This is a genomic window from Pelagibacterium xiamenense (assembly GCF_021166475.1).
In the GTDB taxonomy this organism is placed as follows: Bacteria; Pseudomonadota; Alphaproteobacteria; order Rhizobiales; family Devosiaceae; genus Pelagibacterium; species Pelagibacterium xiamenense.
This window is the reverse complement of record NZ_JAJOYS010000003.1, coordinates 91,696-111,722: the sequence shown is the minus strand read 5'-3', so window position 1 is coordinate 111,722 and position 20,027 is coordinate 91,696. Positions and strand designations below refer to the sequence as shown.

Below are 20,027 nucleotides of genomic sequence, written 5' to 3'. Positions count from 1 at the left end.
GCGTCCGAGGTGGCGATAGAACGCTGACAGGCACCCAAGAACAGGTGCCCAGGAGCGAACGGCCCATCCATGAGCGCGCGATTGCACATTACCGATGCCCTGTCGCTCGCAACGGGGGAGCTGTCTTTCAGCTTCGTGCGGGCGCCCGGTCCGGGTGGGCAGAATGTCAACAAGGTGGCGTCGGCGGCACAGCTGCGCTTCGACTTGCGCGGGTCCCCTTCCCTGCCCGAAGCCGTCAAGTCGCGCGCGGCGAAGCTCGCCGGCACGCGGCTGACCACGCAAGGCGAGATCGTCATAACGGCGTCTTCCTATCGCACGCAGGAGCGTAATCGCGAAGATGCCGTCGCCCGGCTCGTGGCCCTTCTGCGCCGCGCTGCGACGCCGCCGAAAAAGCGGGTGCCGACGCGCCCCTCGCTTTCGGCCAAGCGCAAGCGGACGGACGCCAAAACGCGCCGCGGCGCGGTCAAGAAGCTCCGGAGCAGCAAGCCGCAGATCGACTGAAGCTGCTTGATCTGGGTCAATATGCAACTGCGTGCAATGCTTTAGCATTCGCTCTCAGCAACACGGAGAGCAGGGAATGTATAAGCACATACTTATTGCCACCGACGGTTCCGACCTCGCGAACAAGGGGCTCAAGCACGGCCTTTCCCTGGCCCAGGCGATCGGCGCCAAAGTCCTTATTGTCAGCGTAACCGACGTCTGGTCCTCCAGTCTCATCTCCGCCGCATCGCCCGCCGCCATAGAGGATTACCAGGCGGCAATGAATGCTTCTGTCGAGCAGGTTCTTGCAGACGCAGCGGTCGAGGCCAAGACTGCCGGGATTCAGTACCAAACCAAGCATGTCCAGAACCGATATCCGGCCGATGCGATCGTCGAGGCCGCACAGGACATGGGCTGCGACCTGATCGTGATCAGCTCGCATGGGCGCCGGGGCGTTCGCAAGATGCTGCTCGGCAGCCAGACGAGCGAAGTGCTCGCCTCGACCACGATGCCGGTGCTCGTCGTCCGCTAGGGCGCGCTTTTTTCGGCGGTCACGCGGGGGTGCTCCAGAACGTCGCCGGCCGTTATGCCAAGCTCGGCGGCGCGCCCTCCGGGGATTTCGAGGACGAATCGCACGGGCTCACCCGACGGGATCGGCGTGCGGTCGTGCGGAATGGCATTGGCGTGGACACGCACGATCTCGCCATCGGCGCGGGCGAAAATCATATCGAGCGGTATGAAGGTGTTTTCCATCCAGAAGGACGCGGGGCGCTCCTCGATGAAATCAAACAGCATCCCGGCGTTGGGGGCGAGCTCCTGACGGAACATCAGGCCGCGTGCCCGCGTCGCGTCGGTATCGACAACCTCCACCTTGAAGGCGTGTGTGGCCGCGTCCGTATGAATGAGCACCGTATCTTCGGTGGCTTGCGCCGCGACATTGCTCACGGCCCAGCCGATCCCGGCCGCGGCCAGGAGCACGGCTCCAAGAAGCGCGACGAGCGTACGGCGGTTCAGAGGCAGGAGGGTTCCGGGCATGGCGCTCTTTGGTGTCCTGGTCTCGTCGCGGTCCCGAACCGAAAGAGCGGTTCCCCGCTCGCGCTTAGTGGGACGATGGGCCTTCGCCCCAACTATCGGGGCGGATTTCGGCGACCATAAGGCCCTTGGGCCCGTCGCCATAGCGCGCCAGAACCGTCTGGCCGGGGCGCAGTTCGGTGAAGCCGAACCGGCGCAGCGTCTCCATGTGAATAAAAATGTCGGGGTGCCCTTCCCCGGCCGACAGGAAGCCGAAACCGCGTACGCGGTTGAACCACTTGACCTCGAGCCGTTCGAGACCGGAGGTCGGCTCGACCTGAACGTGAGTTCGGGCCGCCGGCATCTGCGCGGGATGGCGCGCAGTCGATTCGTCCATTGAAAGGATGCGGAAGGCTTGCAAACCGCCGGGCCGATTGAGGGCCTCTACGACGATGCGCGCCCCTTCATAGGCTGTCTGATAGCCATCTCGGCGCAAGCAGGTGACGTGCAACAGGACGTCCGCCCCGCCCGTGTCGGGAATGATGAAGCCGAAGCCCTTTCCCGCGTCAAACCACTTTATCGTTCCGCCGACTTCGATGACGTCCAGCTCTGCGCCCGCATGAGGGTCCGTGCGTCCGGAACCATCCTCACGCCGCGAATCCACCCGGGCTTCCCCGGTACTGGATGTGTCCTTTACCCCCATAGTCCACGCCTTTGCCACTCACGGCCCCGCAATGCGGGTACTTAACAACTAACGTGGGCACTTTGGCCGATTCAAAGCCAAAAGTTAAGGACCATTCATAAATTTGTTCGCTTTCATTAACCATTCTGCGACCGCGGGCCCGGCAATTGGCGGGAGCCGCCCGGGTCTGCTAGAAAGGCGCCGCGACTGCGACATGTCAGTTATCGCTCGACCCTCATCAGAATCGGAGGCATATCGCCGTGAAATATCTGCACACCATGGTCCGCGTGACCGACATCGAAGAAAGCCTGCGCTTTTATTGCGAGGGGCTGGGGCTGGTCGAATCCCGGCGGAGCGACAACGAGCGCGGGCGGTTCACGCTCATCTTCCTCAACGCTCCGGGCCAGGAGGACGCCCAGGTCGAGTTGACCTATAACTGGGACCCCGAGACCTATACCGGCGGGCGCAATTTCGGGCACCTCGCCTATCGGGTCGAGGACATCTACAAGCTGTGCCAACACCTTGCCGACATGGGCTACACGATTCACCGGCCGCCACGCGACGGGCACATGGCGTTCGTCAAATCTCCGGACGGGATTTCGGTGGAGTTGCTGCAAGAGGGCGACAGGCTGCCCCCCGCCGAGCCCTGGGCGTCGATGGAAAACACCGGCACCTGGTAACCCCGACGCCTTCGGGTGGGTAACAGGATTTTAACCACACTGGTTGACCGGCGGTTAGGCAACCGCCGGTATTTTTATGCGCATTGTTCGGATTTCCCTCTTCGAGGTCTCGGGACGTCGGGTGCATATGCGTTTTCTTGCGAGTCTGATGGTTATGGCCGGTCTTCTGGGTGCGTGCGCGCCCATGGCCATGTTCGCCTCGGGCAACGGGCTGGGGTATTCTGGGCTCGATACGGACTGGGGCACCTACGTTTCCCACGATAACGTCAACGCATTCTGCCTGTCGCCCAAGCTGCGGCTGCTGATCTGGGACATCGAGGGCCATTTCGGCAGGAAGATCGTGATGAACTCGGGCTATCGCACGCCGTGGCACAATGCGTCCGTGGGCGGGGCGAGCTCGTCCTATCACACCAAATGCATGGCCGCGGACATCTATATTCCGGGTGTCGAAAAGGACCGGCTCATCGCCTACGCGTTCCGCAATTCGCTCACTGGCGGGCTCGGCTGCTATCCCGGCCAGCGCTTTGTCCATATCGACGTGCGCGACCGCGGGCGGCGTTCGACCCCGGTTACCTTTAGCGGCTGTTAAAAAGAGACGAAATTGAATTTCGGGTATTGCGCATCCGCAAAGCCCCCTCTATACAGCCGCACATCGTTAGCGCCCTTCGTCTAGCGGTCTAGGACGCCGCCCTTTCACGGCGGAAACACGGGTTCGAGTCCCGTAGGGCGCGCCACCTCTTCCAGGCCTCGGCACAAGAGGGTTTATCGGAATATTCTCCGGCACGAGTGTTCTGCGATTGCCAAGGCTCGGCAAGGGTTGTAACAGTGGCCGGACATGCGGGCCTCGCCCGAACCATCTGATCCGCGCCCTTCGTCTAGCGGTCAGGACGCCGCCCTCTCACGGCGGAAACAGGGGTTCGATTCCCCTAGGGCGCGCCAGTTCTTTTCGCTCACGCCAGTCTCACTGCGTTCGAATGCGTCACTTTCGAGACGCGCATCTCTTCCGTGTCTAGCTTATGCATATTCAGGTGCAGGCTCGCAGTGCCGCTTAACGGACGTTCGCTCCGGGTCAAGGACGTGCGGCCTGGCGAAATCAGCGGCGTTGCACAAAAGCCAAATCGGTCAGATATTTGGCGTCTCGGGATCTCCGGACGATGCGATGCACGAGATGGGCGACATCTTCTCTGAAAGGGGCTCTCCAATCGAACCGGTGCCCTGGAAGGGGAAGCGATTTGGCGCGTTTTGACAGAATTGAAAAGCTGTTCGCAGGGGTGGCACCTGCTCTGGCGTTGCGGGCAGCGTTGGAGCTCGAAGTCTTCACTAGGATTGGCGATGGCGCGGTAACCGCAGAAAGTCTGGGGGCCATGCTTGAGGTGGATCCCGATCGCCTGTCGCGACTGCTTTACGCGCTCGCCAGCATCGGCCTTCTCAATGTGGAGGGCGGCCGGTTTCGCAACGGACCCGAGGCGTCGACGTTCCTCGACGCGGCCAAGCCGAATTATCGCGGTGGCGATCATGAGCTCTTGCGGGAACTCTGGAGCGCGGATCTGCTGACGGCGGACTCCCTGCGGGATAATCGACCGGCAGCCTTGCATGACTTTTCAGAGGCAGGACCAGAAGCGGCGGCTGCCTTCAGCCGCAAAATCGCGCCGGGAGCGCTGTCGTTCGGGCGAATTCTGGCTCGCGAAATGGACCTCTCTGCGGTCGGGTCGGTAATCGACATCGGCGGGGGACCGGGAACCGTGCTCGTGGGACTGCGCGAGCGGTGGCCGCATGTTGTCGCGACGCTGATGGAACTTCCGCCGGTCGCCGCTGCCGCGAGGGCAATCCTGTCAGAGCACGGTGCCGAAGATGTGGTTGTGGAAGACGGCGATATTGTTGCCTCGCCATCGCGCCGCCGGCACGATCTGGCGATCCTCAAGGCCGTCGTTCAGGTTTTGCCGCCGGACCAGGCGCGCCGGTCAATCCTGAACGCGGCAGGGTGTCTCAATCCTGGAGGAGAGATCGTAATTGCAGGTTGGGGCGTGATCGATGATGACCGCCTGGGGCCAGCGGACGGGGTCTTCCTCAATCTCACCTTCCTCAATCTCTATCGACACGGCGAATCCTACACGGAAAGCCAGTATCGCGAATGGATGGCGGAGGCCGGTTTCGGCGACATTACCCGATCCCGGCTGTCGGACGGCTGCACGGTGTTTCGGGCGCGCCTGGCCGAAGGTGGGACAAGCCATTGATCGGCCAGTCGCTGCAGATTTCCCGGGTTGATTAGCGGTGAAACAATAGTGTCTGATTTGCGCTACAAGCCTGCGACGAGGATTGATCTGTCGGAACTCGCGGCAGCCCTTAACAAGGGCTACGAGGATTACCTGATCCCGATCGCGTTTACAAAAGACAGCGTCGATCGAATGATCGGCGCGGACGGCATCGATCTTGCGAGCAGCTACGTTCTCGAATCTTCTTCCGGTGAGCCTGTCGGCGTCATGCTCGTTGCGCGGCGCGGGCAAGTATCGAGGCTCGCCGCTCTTGGTTTGCAAAAGAACTTTCGAGGAAAGCGGCTCGGCCACAACGCCGTTACGCGGGCGCTGACAGACGCTGGTGCACGCGGTGATCGGGCGATGCAGCTCGAAGTCATAGCGACGAACACGGCGGCGGTCCGGCTCTACGAAAATCACGGCTTCAAGGTGACCAGGCGGCTGGTGGGGTATCAAATCGAATTGGCTGGGACACCGGCAGTCAGAACCGGGTGGCACAGCTGCGCACCCGATGCCTCATTGGACATCATCGCTCCGCTTCTGCCGGGCGATCTGCCGTGGCAGATCGCCCGAGAATCAATCGTCTCGATTGCTCCCCTTCTGTGCGGGTTTGCCAACGCTGCGGGCACGGCGGCAGCTCTATTTTCGTTCAACGAGGGCAAGGGCCGGATCATGTCTATGGCGGTTGCTCCCGACGCGCGCGGGAAAGGACTTGCAAGCGAGATGATCGGGGCCCTCATTGCGACGCGACCCGGCCATTGGAGCATTCCCGCCGTGGTTCCCGAAACGTTGGGCAACGGCGCGTTGGCGAACGCCGGCTGGCGCCGGAGCGCAATATCACAGTTCGAGATGCGGCGGACGTTTGCTCCAACCTAGAAGCGGCCGCTAAACGACGTCTCGTGGCGATCCGGCCGGTGTTGATCGGCACCACAGTCGCAGTATCTGCCTAGCGTTCACCCGATCCTGGACACGGGCACCGCGCGTCATGATCGAGCTGATTGGAAAATCTCATGTGATCGGTGTGCGCCGCACAACGCGAATCGTTCCTCCCGGACCGCCACCGCAATAGAAGTAGTCGCCTCCGTCCGCCTCAAGGCCGGAAATGATTGTGCCTTCCGGCATTTCAATCCGCTCCAAAGTCTTGCCGGTTGTCGGATCGACGCGCCGCAGGTCGCTCTCCTCGTTTTCCCAGGTGCCATGCCAAAGCTCGTCGTTCATCCAGGTAACGCCGGTGACGAACCGGTCCGATTTGATGGTGCGGAGGATGGCGCCGGTTTCGGGATCGATCTGGTGTATCTGCCGGTCAAGATACTGCCCGACCCAAAGCAGGCCATCGCTCCAGGCAAGCCCTGAGTCTCCGCCGCCACCCGGCGCGGGTATCGTTGACACCACTTCTCCCGTAGCGGGGATAATCTTGAGTATCCGGTCCTCGGCGATCTGATAGAGATGATTTCCGTCGAATGCCGTGCCGGCATGCGCCGCAACCGGATATGTCTGCACGACCATGCCATTGACGGGGTCAAGCGCATGGAGTCCGTCGCCGCTGGCAAACCACACGCGGGTGCCGTCGAACGTGACACCATGAACCTGCTTCGAGCCCGGAAATGGACCCCACTCGCGCACAATCTCAGCCTTCGCTCTTTTCATGAGAGACATCCTAACGCCCCGGCAGCGCCCCTGGGAGCAACAATGCTGTCGGGAAACCGAGGATTGGCGGAGCCATCCACCGGCGGGACCGTCCCCGGCCCACAGCGCGAACCTGGCCCGCGGCACGAAGCTTGTCGAGTGCACGCTGTATCGAACGCGGACTGGTGTCGAGCGCCAGGGCGAGAGAGGAACTCGGCCAGGCCTCGCCATCCGCAAGAAGTGCCAATAAAGCTGCGTGTGGACTGTCCGCAGGAGGGGCCAGGACCACGACCCGTGGCGCCGTTCGTGCAGAAATGGCAAACCCGTTTTCCGTTGCGTGCACGGTGGCGAATTCCCGAAGTTCCGCCCGCAGCCGGGCGATTTCGACACGAAGCCGCGCCCGGTGGGATTCGTCGGCATGCCTTGCTCCGAACGCGGCAAACAGAAGCGATTCCCTCGATGCGTCGCCCGGCCAGCGTTCGGCCATTGCTCGCGCCAGCCCGAACAGGACAGGACGAGTCGTCAAAGGCAGGACATGCGCCTGATGGCGAATGACATAGCGGCAGGCATCGACGACGAGCGTATCAGAGGCGATCAGCCTCTCGACGTCATCAAGACGAAGCGGCTGTTCGGTGCCTTCCGATATCAGGCGGGCGGCGGTCTTTTTGAGCATTAGACCCGCACTTTGCACTTCAGCAATCAATGCAGAGATTCCCGCGGATCGCGCGGCTTCCTCTGCCCGGGCGAGGGCCGCACGTGCGGCGACCGCCCGTAGGCGCCGCATTGCAATACCCGAATACACCAGTTCGTACGCGGCCCGCAAAGACGGAGGAAGTACCCCCGCGTCGATATCGCCAAGCACATGTTCCGCATCGTCAATCCGGCCCACAAGCAGTAGGTGCCTGGCTTCCAGCATGGACGCATAAAGAGCATTGACGATGTCGCCATGCCTTTTCAGATGACTGCCAGCTTCCGAAAGCATGTCCGGAACGGCTGAGAGGTCGCGGGAAACGAGGGCGATTTCCGCCTCGGCGACCACGCATCGTGCATACGCGACCGGATGTTTTTTGCCAAAGGCGCGTGCCGCACTCTTGAGGGTGGCTTTTGCCCGCTCAAGGTCGCCCAGTTGCGCCATCGCAACGCCACGCAGGGCCAGGGCCGGGGCGTCGTCACGCAAGGCGACGCGATTGAGCGCAAGTAACGGGTCGCCGGTCGCAAGGGCTTGAGCGGCAGCGGTGATCAGTGAGTCCATCTAAAATCCCGTCACACTTGTAACTCTCGCTGCCGATGAATGGCGGCTATCAAGTCGATGTAGCCGTGAGAACACCACGCCACAAGAAGCATGCGCAGTTCATGCTCTAAATCAACAGTAAATACCTCGCGAGGACAAGCATTTCCTCTTGAGCAATAAAAATATCGCGACGCACGCAAGTGTAATCGGACTAAAAATCGTCTTCAAGGAACAAGTGAAATGAACCAGATAATGACTGCATCCGAATACGCGGTGCTTGGTGAACGCAACACCCTGCTCTTCACGCGGAACCTACCCGCCGGTGTTGACACCGTGTGGTTATGGCTTACCGAGGCCAACCTTCGCCGGCAATGGCTTGCGGACGGAGATATGGAGCTCACCAAGGGCGCCGAATTTGAACTCGTCTGGCGCAATGAGCAGCTATCGCAGCCGGCCGACCAGATTGGAAGGGCATCGGAAAACGAACACAGCATGACGTCCACCATCATCGACATCGAGCCTGGCCGTTCGGTTTCGTTCACCTGGTCGAACACCGATGGCGTGACCTTCGCGCTCTACGGTAAAGCTGACGAAACCGAGCTCAAGGTGGTCCACAAGGCGCTGCCCGACCACGCCACGCTCTTGAACATCGCCGCCGGCTGGCACGCCCACCTCGACATCCTGGCATCCCGCCTCCGCGGCGAAAAACCCGTGCCGTTCTGGGACGCATGGCGTCATTTCAAGTCCGACTACGAACAGCGCTTCGCCCTCTAGGCAGAGCCGGCTGGGCGCAACTGTTTGATATGAACGACGATAGGAAAAGACGATATGCGTAAATTGATTTCCGGCATGAAGGTATCATTGGACGGCCAGATGGAGGGACCCGACGGCTATGCGGATTGGGTTAAGGCGTGGTCCGAAGACTATGGCCTCACACCGCACATTGACGCCTGCCTGCTGGGCGGTGGCATGTATCCCGGTTACGAACAGTACTGGACAGCCATGCAGAACTCGCCCGGCGAGCCGTTGCCGATGACGGGCGAAATGCCGACCGATGACGAAATCAAATGGGCCCGGCTCATTCCAGATATGCCTCACTATGTCCTGAGCTCGACGCTCAAAACCGCTCTATGGCCGAACACCCGTTTTTTGCGTTCCATCGATGAGGTTGCCCAGCTCAAGCAGCAGCCGGGTCAGGATATCTATCTTGTCGGCGGGGCTCAGATGATAACATCGCTGATCAATGCCGGGCTCGTCGACGAAATTCGTCTTATTGTGCATCCCCTGCTCGCTGGCGATGGCAGAGGACTTTTCGACGGGGTGGACGGTCGTCATGCACTGGATCTGGTCGATGCGAAGCCGGGGAAAGGCGATCTCGTACATCTCAGCTACGCGCTCACCTCGTGAACTCGCGGGCGCGGCGGAGGGAGTTTCGCCGCGCCAAATCCACGGTCGATCAGCGGATACGTGACCTGCTCAGGACATGGTAGCGGTCCGGTTTGGCTTGTCAGACGCAGCCTCGGGCTGTGGCTCCCGTCGTCATTCGCTCGCTTTGGCATTAGCGCCGCAAATTTCCGCGCCGCCTATCGCGGACACGATATTGCGTGATAGTCTTTGCCGACCGATCGCTTGTTCTGAACGGAAATTCATAGCCATGGCCGATTCTTCCTCCTCGCTCGATGCGGTGCTCGCGCATGTCGACGCCCAACTCGATGACAGTGTCGAGCGCCTTTTCGCGCTGTTGCGCATCGCGTCCATTTCCACCGATCCGGCCTATGCGGGAGAGTGCCGGAAGGCGGCGGATTGGCTGGCGAACGAGCTTGACGGGCTCGGGTTCGATGCGAGCGTGCGACCCACGGAGGGCCACCCGATGGTCGTCGGGCACGACAAGAGCCAGGACGGGCCGTCGGTGCTGTTCTACGGGCACTACGACGTGCAGCCGGTCGATCCGCTGTCGCTGTGGGTGCACGAGCCTTTCGAACCGGCGATCGGGGAGGAGAACGGCCGCAAGGTGATCCTCGCGCGCGGGGCGTCGGACGACAAGGGACAGCTTATGACGTTCGTCGAGGCGTGCCGGGCCTACAAGGCGGTGCGCGGCGCGCTGCCGGTCAACGTCACGGTGCTGTTCGAAGGCGAAGAGGAGGCCGGATCGCGCTCGCTCGGGCCCTTCCTCGAGGCGACAGCGGACGAGCTCAAGGCCGATATGGCGCTGGTTTGCGATACCGACATGTGGGACAGCGAAACGCCCTCGATCGTCACCATGCTGCGCGGGCTGGTGGGCGAGGAGGTCGTGATCACGGCGGCGTCGCGGGATCTTCATTCGGGTATGTATGGCGGCGCGGCGCGCAATCCGATCCAGGTTCTGGGCGACATTGTCGCCTCGCTGCGCAATAGCGACGGGTCGGTGGCCATCGAGGGGTTCTACGACGATGTCGCGGAACTGCCCGCGCATGTGGCCGAGCAGTGGCAGCGCCTGCCGTTCGACGGCGCCGCGTATCTGGGCGAAGTGGGGCTCGGCGAACCGGCGGGAGAACGCGGGCGGAGCGTTCTCGAGCAGATCACCTCGCGTCCGACATGTGAGATCAACGGGATCAGCGGGGGGTACACCGGGGACGGGTTCAAGACCGTGATCCCATCGCAGGCGTCGGCGAAGATTTCATTCCGGCTCGTCGGCAATCAGGACCCTGCGAAAATCCGAGAGGCGTTCCGGGCGCATGTGCGGGCGCGTGTGCCCGCTGACTGTTCGGTGGCGTTCTCCTCGCACGGGGCGTCTCCGGCAACGACAATCCCCGCGGACGGCACGTTCGTCACCAAGGCGCTCGCCGCGCTGACCGATGAGTGGAACAAGGAAGCGGCCATTGCCGGGTCGGGCGGCTCGATCCCTATCGTTGGAGACTTCAAGCGCAAGCTGGGGATGGATTCGCTGCTGATCGGGTTTGCGCAGACGGATGACCGCATTCACTCGCCGAACGAGAAATACAACCTCGAAAGCTATCATCGCGGAATTCGGTCCTGGGTGCGGATCCTGGACCGGTTCGGGCAGACCTAGCGTTCAAGCGGCTTAACCGGCACGCCCGAAACGAATTCGAGAGCCTGGACCCGTTCGTCATTCTCGAACGCGCGGACCTCGATCTGCGGCATCAGGGCGCCCATGGCCCTGGTGACGCCGGCGAGAAACCCGTTCTCGGTGATAAGGGCGATCTTCTTGAAGCGCTCCCAATCGCGGATATGCTTGATCTCCCAAGTGATATCGCGGGCCAGGGCGTCCGCGCTCACGCCCTTCAGGCCGCTGGCGTCGACGAGCATGCCGACTTCCTCGAAGCGCGCGAGCATGGCTTCGGCCCGCGAGGTGAGGCGCTCGACCTCCGCGGCCTCGAGCTTGCCTTCGAGGCTCACGACGATAACGTTTTCAGGGATGTGCGCGTCCATGACCTTGCTCCTTCTGGTATTCCTGAGCCCTGCCGGTGCAACTCCGGCGGCGGTTTACGGGTTCCGATGCCACCGATCAAACCGGCGCTACCGGTTCGCGCCGGCGGCGGACCACCGTCGGCAGCGCGCGAGTTTAGACCGATGTATCCAGTGAGTATGTGACATGGGCAAAACAGCCTGGATTTTGGGAGGCGGTACCGGCATCGGCGCGGCCCTTGCCAAGGAACTCGTCGAGCGGGGGTGGACCGTCGCGGTTTCCGGGCGGCGACCCGGCCCGCTGCAGGCTCTCGCGCAGAGCCACGGCGTACGGCCCTACCCGCTGGACGTCACGGATGCGGACGCGACGGCCGGCGTTGCCCGGAAGGTGGCGGCGGATCTGGGGCGGATCGATCTCATGGTCTTTTCGGTGGCGACCAAGGCGGTGACCAAGACGGCGGTCTATGATCACGAGACGTTTCAAAAGGTCATCGACACCAACCTTTTAGGCGCGATGCGTGTCATCGATCCGGTGGTGGCGCAGATGCGGGCGCAGGGTGGTGGGGAGATCGCACTCGTGGCTTCGGTTGCGGGTTATTTCGGATTGCCGCGGTCGGCGGCCTACAGCGCGGGCAAGGCGGCACTGATTGCGCTGGCGCAGACGATGAAGACGGAGTTGGCGCGGGACAATATCTCAGTGCGACTGGTTTCTCCGGGATTCGTCAGGACTGAGTTCACCGCGAAAAACAATTTCCCGATGCCGTTCCTTCTCGAACCCGAGGATGCCGGACGGCGGATCGCCGATGGGCTTTTGCGCTCGCGGCGGTTCGAGATCGCGTTTCCGTTGCGGTTCGTCTTGATGCTCAAGCTCGTGCGGATGCTGCCCTACCCGCTCTTTTTCGCCATCATGCGCCGGCTTCTGCCCAAAGGCTGAATTCAGCCAGAAGCGCCGGGAATCGCGGCGTCGATCAGGCGTAGCTGCACCATTTCGCGGCCTTGATAGTGGTCGATATTGAGGGTGCCGCACAGGTGGAGGCCCTGCCCGTCCTTCGCCTTGAGCAGCGCTTCGCCCAAGGGCGTACCGGCGGCGCGGAAGGCGATGGCCTTGAGCCGCGCGCCGTCGCCCGAGTTGGCGGTGAACCGGACATGCCCCCCTGCCCCGACCACCTCGGGGAAACGAACCTGATGGGCAGGAAAGGCGAAAACGGGATTGGCGTTGCCGGCGCCGAACGGACCGGCACGCTCGACGTCGTGGACAAAATCGGTGGTGGCGCCACGGGCGGTCAGGGCCGCGTCGATCCTGATCTCGTTGCGCTTGCGGGCCGCCGCGACGTCCTCGGCGAGCCTGTCGTTCATAAAGGCACGGAAGGGGCCGAGCTGGCCGGGGTCAACGGTGATGCCGGCGGCCATGGCGTGGCCTCCACCTTTACGAATGATGCCCGCCTCGACGGCGGCGATAACGGCGGCGCCAAGATCGACGCGCGGCATCGAGCGGCCCGAGCCGGTGCCGCCGCCGTCGCGCCCCAGGGCGATGGCGAAGGCAGGGCGATCGAAGCGCTCCCGCAATCTTGCCGCAACGAGCCCGACGATACCTTGATGCCATTCGGACGAGGCAGTCACGAGGACCGGCGGTCCGTCGCCGTCCCCGATCTCCATTTCGGCGGTGGCAACGGCCTGCTCGACGGCCTCGACCTCGATGCGCTGGCGTTCGGCATTGAGTTCGTCGAGCCGGCCGGCGATCGTCAGGGCCTCGTGCTCGTCTTCGCTCGAAAGCAGGCGGGCACCGAGCCCGGCATCGCCGATACGGCCACCGGCATTGATGCGCGGGCCGAGCAGGTACCCCAGGTGATAGCAACCGACAGGACCGCTGACACGGGCGGCGATGGCGAGGCTGCGGAGGCCCGGATTGCGCCCCTGTCGCAAGACGTCGAGCCCGCGCGCAACGAAGGCGCGATTGAGGCCTGTCAGGGGAACCACGTCGCAGACCGTCGCCAGGGCAACGAGGTCGAGAAGCGGCATCAGATCGGGCAAGTGACCGCGCCCGCGCTGGCGCAGGATGCGGTTGGTGGCGACCAGAACCATGAACGTGACGCCGGCGGCGCACAGATAGCCGAGGCCGGATATGTCGTCGGGGCGGTTGGGATTGACCAGCGCGTCCGCTGGCGGCAGGTGATCCGCGGCAAGGTGGTGATCGACGACCAGCACATCGGCGCCCCCCTCCTTGGCGTGCGCGATAGGCCCGTGGCTGGTCGTGCCGCAATCGAGGGTGACGATCAGGCTGGCCCCTTGGGCGATGAGATTTTCCATCGCCGCGTTATTGGGGCCGTAGCCCTCGAAAATCCGGTCCGGGATATGGACGAGCGGGGAAAGACCGAAGCCGCGCAGATAACGCAGCATCAGCGCCACCGAGCAGGCGCCGTCAACGTCGTAGTCTCCAAAGAGCGCGACCTTTTCGCCCGCCTCTATGGCATCGGCGAGCCGTTCGGCGAGCGCGTCCATGTTGGCGAGTGTGGATGGGTCGGGCATGAGGTCGCGCAGCGTCGGGGTAATGAAACCTTCGGCCGCTTCCACCGTTATGCCTCTGCCGGCGACGACGCGCGCGAGAATCTCGCTCAATTCCGTCTGTTGCCCGATCGCCGCGGCCATACGGACGGCAGCGGCGTCGAGACGGTCGACCCAGGTCCGCCCGGTGACCGATCGGGCGACGTTCAGGAAGGGTTCGACTTCAGGCTTCATACGGAGACGTACCGATCGAGATAGATAGAGGATGACTTACTCGTATCGCGAGTGCATCCGTCCGGCAAACCGACATTGCAGTTTACGACAATCCCCTATTGAGAGGACCAAATCGATTATGAGCGCCAAGATTCTTCTTCCATTCGCCGCCGCTTCGCTCATCGCGCTCGCAGCGTGCGAAAATCCCTCGGATGCCCCGGAAATGCCCGATCCGGATGCGGGTGCGGCGCCGACCGAAACCGAGACGACCACCGAAACCGAGGCGCTGGACGAAAGCGCTGACGTCGATCCTGAACCGGCCCAGGACATCGGTCAGAGCGTTGAGGAGGTTGAGCAGGAGGCCGCCGAGACCTTCGAATCGATCCTCAATGAGACCGACGAGGCGTTGAGCGAAACCCAGGACGCGGGTGAAAATGCGATGGAGACCATCAACGAGCAAATGGACTCGATGCAGAATGCACTCGACGAGCAGATCAATGACATCGTCCAGAGCGTCGAAGAAATCCGTGATGAGAACATGACGGATGCCGAGAAGGCCGAGGCTGTCGCGAATGCCCGCGCCGCTGCGGAGCAGGCCGCGCGCTCGCTCGGCCAGAGCGAGGCCGAGATCGAGGCTGCCGGTGACCGGGCGGAGCAGGCCGCTGCACAGGCGCTGGATTACCAGTTGCCGTAAGACGAGGCGTCCAGCCTAGCGCTGGTGCTCGGCGGTGATCCAGCGAGTCGTTTTGGACCATGACCGCATGACGACGCTCGACGTCACGATCTTGCGCGGGAGGATTTTCACCCCGTTCAAGAGGCTTCCCTTGGTGACGCCGGTGGCCGCGAACAGCACGTCGCCGTGTGCCATGTCTTCCGCCGAGTATTTCGCCTTGAGATCAGGGATGCCGATCCGCTCGGCCTGCTCGCGCTTGGCGGCCGTGTCGAGGATCAGGCGCCCCTGCATCTGGCCGCCGATGCAACGCATGGCCACGGCCGCCAGCACACCTTCGGGGGCACCGCCAGAGCCCATATAGATGTCGATGCCGGTATCGTCGCTGTTGGCCGCATGAATGACGGCCGCGATATCGCCATCGGGCAGGAGCTTGACGGCGACGCCGATCTCGCGCAGTTCGGCAAGGAGGCTCGCGTGGCGCGGGCGATCCAGCACACAGGCGACGATCTCCGTTATCGGCACGCCCTTTGCCTTGGCCAGGGTCTCGATGTTCTCGCGCGGGGACTTGTCGAGGTCGACGATGCCTTCGGGGTAGCCCGGGCCGATGGCGATCTTTTCCATATAGGCGTCGGGCACATGCAGCAGGCCGCCGCGCTCGGCGAAGGCGAGGACGCTCAGGGCGTCGGGCAGGTCCTTGGCGCAGCCTGTGACGCCCTCGAGCGGGTCCACGGCCACGTCTATGTCGGGGCCCCTGCCCGTTCCGACCTCCTCGTCGAGCCCGAGCTTTTCCGAACCGCGCATCTCGCCGATGACGACCTTGCCCTTGAAGTCGATCCTCGTGAGGGCGTCGTGCATGGCCTCGACAGCGGCCTGGTCGGCGCGCATTTCGTCGCCCTTGCCGCGCCAGCCGGCGGCAGCAATCGCCGCGCGTTCGGTGATCCGGGCAATCTCGAGGGTGAGATTGCGGTCGACGATTTCGGTTTCAGGGGCCTGGGCCCGGGCATCGGACATCAGAACTCCTCGATGCGGATGAGCTGCGGCTGGCCCACGATAAACCCGTCCTTGTCGATCCGGTCCAGCGCCTCCCGCACGGCGCTCTCGATCGTCTCGTGCGTGATCAGCACCACGGTCCGGCTCGATTCGGGTTCGACGCCGGGTTCTGTAGCGCGCAAATCCGGACGCTGAATGACACTTTCAAGCGAAATGTTGCTCTCTCCCATGCGTGTCGCGATCGCCGCGAGGGCGCCCGGCACGTCTTTGGCGTTGAGCCTAATATAATACCCTCCTTCGTGCACGCGCATCGGCGCGCGTTCGCATTTGGCGAGTTCGACCGAAGGAACGCCCAACGGCGGCACCCGGGTGCCACGGGCGATGTCGAGGATGTCGCTGAGGACGGACGCCGCGGTGGCCTGGCCGCCGGCGCCGGGACCCGCGAGAAGCAGTTCCTGAACATGGTTGGTTTCGAGCGCGATGGCGTTGAGGACGCCGTCGACGCCCGCGATCGAACTCTTGAGCGGCACCAGCGTGGGGTGGACGCGCTGCTCTATTCCGTCCGGCGTCTGGCGCGCCATACCCAGCAGCTTGATCTTGAAGCCGAGGTCGGCGGCGACCTTGATATCGGCCTGAGTGATGCGCGAAATGCCTTCGACGAAAACCTGCTCGGCAGCGATTTCCGTTTCAAAGCAGAGGCTTGTAAGGATCGCGAGCTTGTGGGCGGTGTCGAACCCGTCAATATCGAATGTGGGATCCGCCTCGGCGTAGCCAAGCTCCTGCGCATCCTTGAGGCAGGTTTCAAAGTCGATGCCTTCGTTGCCCATGCGGGTGAGGATGTAGTTGCAGGTGCCGTTCATGATGCCGTAGACGCGTGTAATCTCGGCCGAGCCGAGGCCTTCGCGCAAGGTCTTGATGACCGGGATGCCGCCGGCGACGGCGGCCTCGAAGCCGAGCTGAGCGTCGTTGTTTTCGGCCAGATGGGCGAGCGCGACGCCGTGGCGGGCGAGGAGCGCCTTGTTGGCGGTGACGACCGGACAGCCGCGCTCGAGCGCTGCCGTGATCGAGGCGTAGGCGGGGCCGTCCTCGCCGCCGATCAGTTCGACGAACAGGTCGATATCCTCGGATTTTGCCAGCGCTACAGGGTCGTCGTACCAATCGATATTGGTGATATCGATGCCGCGGTCGCGCGAGCGGGAGCGGGCGGAGACCGCCGAGACGACCAGGGGACGGCCGAGTTTCTTGGTGATCGCGGCGCGGTCAGCCTCGAGGATGTGAATGAGCGCGGCGCCGACAGTGCCCAGACCGGCGATGCCGATGCGGATGGGACGCGAGGTATCCTGGGCGTTTGCGGCGAATTCCTTCATGGCCTTGGCGATGCGCTGACGCGTGTCCGTACGCGGCTCCCGGCCTTCGCGAAGATCGAAGACGAAGAGCGGATCGCCGGCGATTTCACGCCCGAAGCGGGTGGGAGTCCAGCCGTAATTGGCGATGAAGGCTTCGACGGACTGCTTGAAACTGGCCAGATCGTTCATGGTGCACGCGGGACTGATTTTCAGGGTGCGTGCACCACTATAGGATTTAGCCTATCGGTCAAGCCTGCGCGGGACGATCGATGGCGAGGATGAGACCATCGTGATGCCCACGATGACCATCGTCGCGCATCGATAGGGTTGCCCCTATTTGGACTGGAACGAAACCACGTTGCCGTGGGTGGCGCCGCCGCCCATGAACTTCTTGATCGCGCGCGCGGCCTGACGGATGCGCTGGTCGTTCTCGACGAAGGCGAGCCGGACGTACTGGTCGCCATATTCACCGAAGCCCACGCCCGGCGCGACGGCGACGCCGGTCTCACTGATGAGGAGCTTTGCGAATTCGAGCGACCCCAGCTGCGCGAACTGATCGGGGATCGGGGCCCAGGCGAACATGGTGGCGGCCGGGGACGGAATATGCCAGCCGGCGCGAGCGAAGCTTTCGACCATCACGTCGCGGCGGTGCCTGTAAATCGAGCGGACGTCCTCGATGCAGCTGTCGTCGCCGTTGAGGGCAGCGGCGGCTGCGACCTGGATGGGGGTGAAGGCGCCGTAGTCGAGGTATGACTTGACGCGCGCCAGCGCGGCGATGAGGCGCTCGTTTCCGACCGCGAAGCCCATGCGCCAACCGGGCATGGAGAAGGTTTTCGACATGGAGGTGAACTCGACGGCGACATCCATCGCGCCGGGAACCTCGAAGATCGAATGGGGCGGTTCGTCCTCGAAATAGATCTCGGCGTAGGCCAGATCGGAGAGGATGAAAATGTCGTTGGCGCGGCAGTAATCGACGACTTCCTTGTAGAAGTCGAGGCTCGCCACATAGGCCGTGGGGTTGGCCGGGTAGTTGAGGATGAGCGCGATCGGCTTGGGGATCGAATGGCGCACGGCGCGATCGAGCGAGCGCAGGAAATCCTCATTGGGATCGGCGGGCATCGAGCGGACGACGCCGCCGGACATGATGAAGCCGAAAGAATGGATCGGGTAGGTCGGGTTGGGCACCAGCACCACGTCACCGGGAGCGGTGATGGCCTGGGCCATATTGGCAAAGCCTTCCTTGGACCCGAGGGTCGCGACGACCTGGGTGTCGGGGTTGAGCTTTACCCCGAAGCGGCGGCCGTAATAGGAGGCCTGGGCCTTGCGGAGCCCGGGAATGCCGCGGGAGGTCGAATAGCGGTGGGTGCGCGGGTTCTTGACCGTTTCCTTGAGCTTTTCGACGATGTGCTCGGGAGTGGGCAAGTCGGGATTGCCCATGCCCAGATCGATGATGTCGACCCCGTCGGCGCGCGCCTTGGCCTTGATCGGGTTGATGTGCTCGAACACATAGGGCGGCAGGCGGCGGATGCGATGAAATTCTTCGCTCATACTATCCTCGTTGGGCCAACATCGGCCCGGGTTCTTGCGGCGTTCCCTAACCGGAAAACCGGTTTCCACTTTTCCTGGCAACGCCGTCTAGCCCCCAGCTGCGGCACAAGTGTGGTCGCCGCGCTTAAAGGGCATTGTGTGTCATTATGGTATCGAAAGTTTAAACGGGGCAATGCGCCGAAGGTCGGGCGCCTGCTGCCCGTGGTCTTTACCGGCCCTGCCCCGCTTTCCGTCATGGAAAGAGCGGCAGAGCCTCGATAGCGGTTGCCTCGTCGAACCCGAAGGCGACGTTGAAGTTCTGCAGGGCCTGACCGGCGCTGCCCTTCACGAGGTTGTCGAGCGTGCCGATGATGATGGCGCGGCCGGGGATACGGTCGTCGAAGGCGTTAATAACGACGTGGTTCGAGCCGCGCACGTGGCCGGTCGAGGGAATGACGCCCTTGTCGGCGATGTGGATAAACGGTTCACCGGCATAGGCCTCACGCAGCGCGTCGCGCAGATCATCAGCGTTTTTGGCGGTGCCGAGCTTGACGTGGGCCGTGACCAGTTCGCCCCGGCTCATGGGAATGAGGTGCGGGGTGAAGTTGACCGCGACCTTCGCGCCCGCGGCGAGGCCGATTTCCTGCTCGATCTCGGGTGCGTGGCGGTGGGTGCCGACGCCGTAGGGCGTGAGGCTTTCGCCGGCCTCCGCCATGAGCGTATTTTGCTTGAGCCCCCTGCCCGCGCCCGAAACGCCGGATTTGGCGTCGATGATCAGATCCTCGGTGCGGATGGCGCCGGATTTGACGAGCGGCAGGAGCGAGAGGAGCGCAGCGGTGGGGTAACAGCCCGGGCACGCGATAATGCTCGCTGCGCGAATCGCATCGCGATTATGCTCGGTGAGGCCGTAGGCCGTCACCTTCTGGAGATCGGGGGCAACGTGCTCGGCGCCGTAAACCGTTGCATAATCAGCGGGATTGCGGAACCGGAAGTCCGCCCCCATATCGATAATACGGATATTGGCGTTTTGCGCTATAATCGACGAAACGAGCGCCTGAGAGGTGCCATGCGGGAGGCCGCAGAACACAACGTCGATATCGGCGAAATCCACGTCCTCGTTGGCGACGAGGTCGGGAAGCCCGGCATGTGCAAGGTGCGGAAAGACCGCCGACATGGGTTTGCCCGCGTGGGTGTTGGCCGTGAGCACCACGAACTCAAGGCCGGGATGCCGTACGCCAAGGCGCAGCAAATCGGCTCCGGTATATCCGGAAGCACCGAGAAGCGCCGCTCTTTTTGGCGATTGCATCTGACTTGCCCTCATGTCGGGATTGTGTAAATGAAACAACTGCGAGGGGCCGTCTTACTGCCGCGCCACGGCAATGTAAATGGCTCTCTGTGCGCCGATGGGG

Annotated in this window: 21 protein-coding genes and 2 tRNA genes; 13 read left to right on the top strand and 10 right to left on the bottom strand. The window is 63.0% G+C overall.

Features of this window, described 5'->3' with window-relative positions:
* The first annotated feature begins 69 nt into the window (after positions 1–69).
* Both arfB and LSG43_RS13230 read left to right on the top strand, forming a co-directional pair.
* Positions 70–501 carry an alternative ribosome rescue aminoacyl-tRNA hydrolase ArfB gene (gene arfB / locus LSG43_RS13235; RefSeq protein WP_231804959.1) on the top strand — a complete coding sequence of 144 codons (432 nt, stop codon included), beginning with the start codon at positions 70–72 and terminating at the stop codon, positions 499–501.
* Positions 502–577: 76 nt separating this feature from the next.
* Positions 578–1,012, top strand: a complete 435-nt coding sequence (locus LSG43_RS13230) for a universal stress protein (RefSeq protein WP_231804957.1) — start codon at positions 578–580, stop codon at positions 1,010–1,012.
* Here the strand turns inward: LSG43_RS13230 and LSG43_RS13225 are convergent.
* Complete coding sequence (locus LSG43_RS13225; protein ID WP_231804955.1) at positions 1,009–1,515, bottom strand: DUF192 domain-containing protein; 507 nt, start codon at positions 1,513–1,515, stop codon at positions 1,009–1,011. The two genes, LSG43_RS13230 and LSG43_RS13225, sit on opposite strands and share 4 nt — an antisense overlap.
* A 64-nt stretch (positions 1,516–1,579) precedes the next feature.
* Positions 1,580–2,194 carry a cold-shock protein gene (locus LSG43_RS13220; protein ID WP_255714318.1) on the bottom strand — a complete coding sequence of 205 codons (615 nt, stop codon included), beginning with the start codon at positions 2,192–2,194 and terminating at the stop codon, positions 1,580–1,582.
* 239 nt (positions 2,195–2,433) lie between these two features.
* On the opposite strand from LSG43_RS13220, the gene LSG43_RS13215 reads away from it, so the two are divergent.
* The 6 genes from LSG43_RS13215 to LSG43_RS13190 all read left to right on the top strand — a co-directional run bounded on the left by LSG43_RS13215 (position 2,434) and on the right by LSG43_RS13190 (position 5,981).
* On the top strand, positions 2,434–2,853 hold the full coding sequence (locus LSG43_RS13215) for a VOC family protein (protein ID WP_231804950.1): 420 nt from the start codon (positions 2,434–2,436) through the stop codon (positions 2,851–2,853).
* Positions 2,854–2,980: 127 nt separating this feature from the next.
* Positions 2,981–3,442, top strand: a complete 462-nt coding sequence (locus tag LSG43_RS13210) for a YcbK family protein (RefSeq protein ID WP_231804948.1) — start codon at positions 2,981–2,983, stop codon at positions 3,440–3,442.
* 69 nt (positions 3,443–3,511) lie between these two features.
* Positions 3,512–3,587 (top strand) — tRNA-Glu (locus LSG43_RS13205).
* Between the two features lie 130 nt (positions 3,588–3,717).
* A tRNA-Glu gene (locus LSG43_RS13200) sits at positions 3,718–3,792 on the top strand.
* A 293-nt stretch (positions 3,793–4,085) separates the two neighbouring features.
* Complete coding sequence (locus tag LSG43_RS13195; RefSeq protein WP_231804946.1) at positions 4,086–5,087, top strand: methyltransferase; 1,002 nt, start codon at positions 4,086–4,088, stop codon at positions 5,085–5,087.
* A 48-nt stretch (positions 5,088–5,135) separates the two neighbouring features.
* Complete coding sequence (locus tag LSG43_RS13190; protein WP_231804943.1) at positions 5,136–5,981, top strand: GNAT family N-acetyltransferase; 846 nt, start codon at positions 5,136–5,138, stop codon at positions 5,979–5,981.
* Positions 5,982–6,113: 132 nt separating this feature from the next.
* Here the strand turns inward: LSG43_RS13190 and LSG43_RS13185 are convergent, their stop codons facing one another.
* Both LSG43_RS13185 and LSG43_RS13180 read right to left on the bottom strand, forming a co-directional pair.
* Positions 6,114–6,752, bottom strand: coding sequence for a Vgb family protein (locus LSG43_RS13185; protein ID WP_231804941.1), 639 nt, complete (start codon positions 6,750–6,752; stop codon positions 6,114–6,116).
* Positions 6,753–6,762: 10 nt separating this feature from the next.
* Positions 6,763–7,983 carry a helix-turn-helix domain-containing protein gene (locus LSG43_RS13180; protein WP_231804939.1) on the bottom strand — a complete coding sequence of 407 codons (1,221 nt, stop codon included), beginning with the start codon at positions 7,981–7,983 and terminating at the stop codon, positions 6,763–6,765.
* Between the two features lie 219 nt (positions 7,984–8,202).
* Here LSG43_RS13180 and LSG43_RS13175 point away from each other — a divergent pair, with 219 nt between their 5' ends.
* The 3 genes from LSG43_RS13175 to LSG43_RS13165 all read left to right on the top strand — a co-directional run bounded on the left by LSG43_RS13175 (position 8,203) and on the right by LSG43_RS13165 (position 11,011).
* The gene (locus tag LSG43_RS13175; RefSeq protein WP_231804937.1) at positions 8,203–8,736 is read left to right on the top strand and encodes an SRPBCC family protein; all 534 of its coding nucleotides are present in this window, start codon (positions 8,203–8,205) and stop codon (positions 8,734–8,736) included.
* 54 nt (positions 8,737–8,790) lie between these two features.
* Entirely contained in the window at positions 8,791–9,369 is a 579-nt protein-coding gene (locus tag LSG43_RS13170; RefSeq protein ID WP_231804935.1) for a dihydrofolate reductase family protein, read from the top strand.
* 247 nt (positions 9,370–9,616) lie between these two features.
* Positions 9,617–11,011, top strand: a complete 1,395-nt coding sequence (locus LSG43_RS13165) for a M20/M25/M40 family metallo-hydrolase (RefSeq protein ID WP_231804933.1) — start codon at positions 9,617–9,619, stop codon at positions 11,009–11,011.
* Here LSG43_RS13165 and LSG43_RS13160 read toward each other — a convergent pair.
* A complete protein-coding gene (locus LSG43_RS13160) occupies positions 11,008–11,391 on the bottom strand; it encodes a SpoIIAA family protein (RefSeq protein ID WP_231804931.1) in 384 nt (127 codons plus the stop codon). The two genes, LSG43_RS13165 and LSG43_RS13160, sit on opposite strands and share 4 nt — an antisense overlap.
* 163 nt (positions 11,392–11,554) lie before the next feature.
* Between LSG43_RS13160 and LSG43_RS13155 the strand changes: the two genes are divergently transcribed.
* Positions 11,555–12,301 (top strand): SDR family NAD(P)-dependent oxidoreductase, encoded by a 747-nt coding sequence (locus tag LSG43_RS13155; RefSeq protein ID WP_231804929.1) that lies wholly within the window; start codon positions 11,555–11,557, stop codon positions 12,299–12,301.
* 2 nt (positions 12,302–12,303) lie between these two features.
* Here the strand turns inward: LSG43_RS13155 and recJ are convergent, their stop codons facing one another.
* Positions 12,304–14,103 carry a single-stranded-DNA-specific exonuclease RecJ gene (gene recJ / locus LSG43_RS13150; RefSeq protein ID WP_231804927.1) on the bottom strand — a complete coding sequence of 600 codons (1,800 nt, stop codon included), beginning with the start codon at positions 14,101–14,103 and terminating at the stop codon, positions 12,304–12,306.
* 118 nt (positions 14,104–14,221) lie between these two features.
* Between recJ and LSG43_RS13145 the strand changes: the two genes are divergently transcribed.
* The gene (locus tag LSG43_RS13145) at positions 14,222–14,776 is read left to right on the top strand and encodes a hypothetical protein (protein WP_231804925.1); all 555 of its coding nucleotides are present in this window, start codon (positions 14,222–14,224) and stop codon (positions 14,774–14,776) included.
* Positions 14,777–14,791: 15 nt separating this feature from the next.
* Here LSG43_RS13145 and glpX read toward each other — a convergent pair whose 3' ends face one another.
* The 4 genes from glpX to argC all read right to left on the bottom strand — a co-directional run bounded on the left by glpX (position 14,792) and on the right by argC (position 19,924).
* On the bottom strand, positions 14,792–15,766 hold the full coding sequence (gene glpX, locus LSG43_RS13140) for a class II fructose-bisphosphatase (RefSeq protein ID WP_231804923.1): 975 nt from the start codon (positions 15,764–15,766) through the stop codon (positions 14,792–14,794).
* Positions 15,766–17,112 (bottom strand): homoserine dehydrogenase, encoded by a 1,347-nt coding sequence (locus LSG43_RS13135; RefSeq protein ID WP_231805664.1) that lies wholly within the window; start codon positions 17,110–17,112, stop codon positions 15,766–15,768. Before LSG43_RS13135 ends, glpX begins: the two co-directional genes overlap by 1 nt.
* A gap of 312 nt (positions 17,113–17,424) precedes the next feature.
* Positions 17,425–18,639 carry an LL-diaminopimelate aminotransferase gene (locus LSG43_RS13130; RefSeq protein ID WP_231804921.1) on the bottom strand — a complete coding sequence of 405 codons (1,215 nt, stop codon included), beginning with the start codon at positions 18,637–18,639 and terminating at the stop codon, positions 17,425–17,427.
* Between the two features lie 232 nt (positions 18,640–18,871).
* A complete protein-coding gene (gene argC / locus LSG43_RS13125) occupies positions 18,872–19,924 on the bottom strand; it encodes an N-acetyl-gamma-glutamyl-phosphate reductase (RefSeq protein ID WP_231804919.1) in 1,053 nt (350 codons plus the stop codon).
* Positions 19,925–20,027 lie beyond the last annotated feature (103 nt).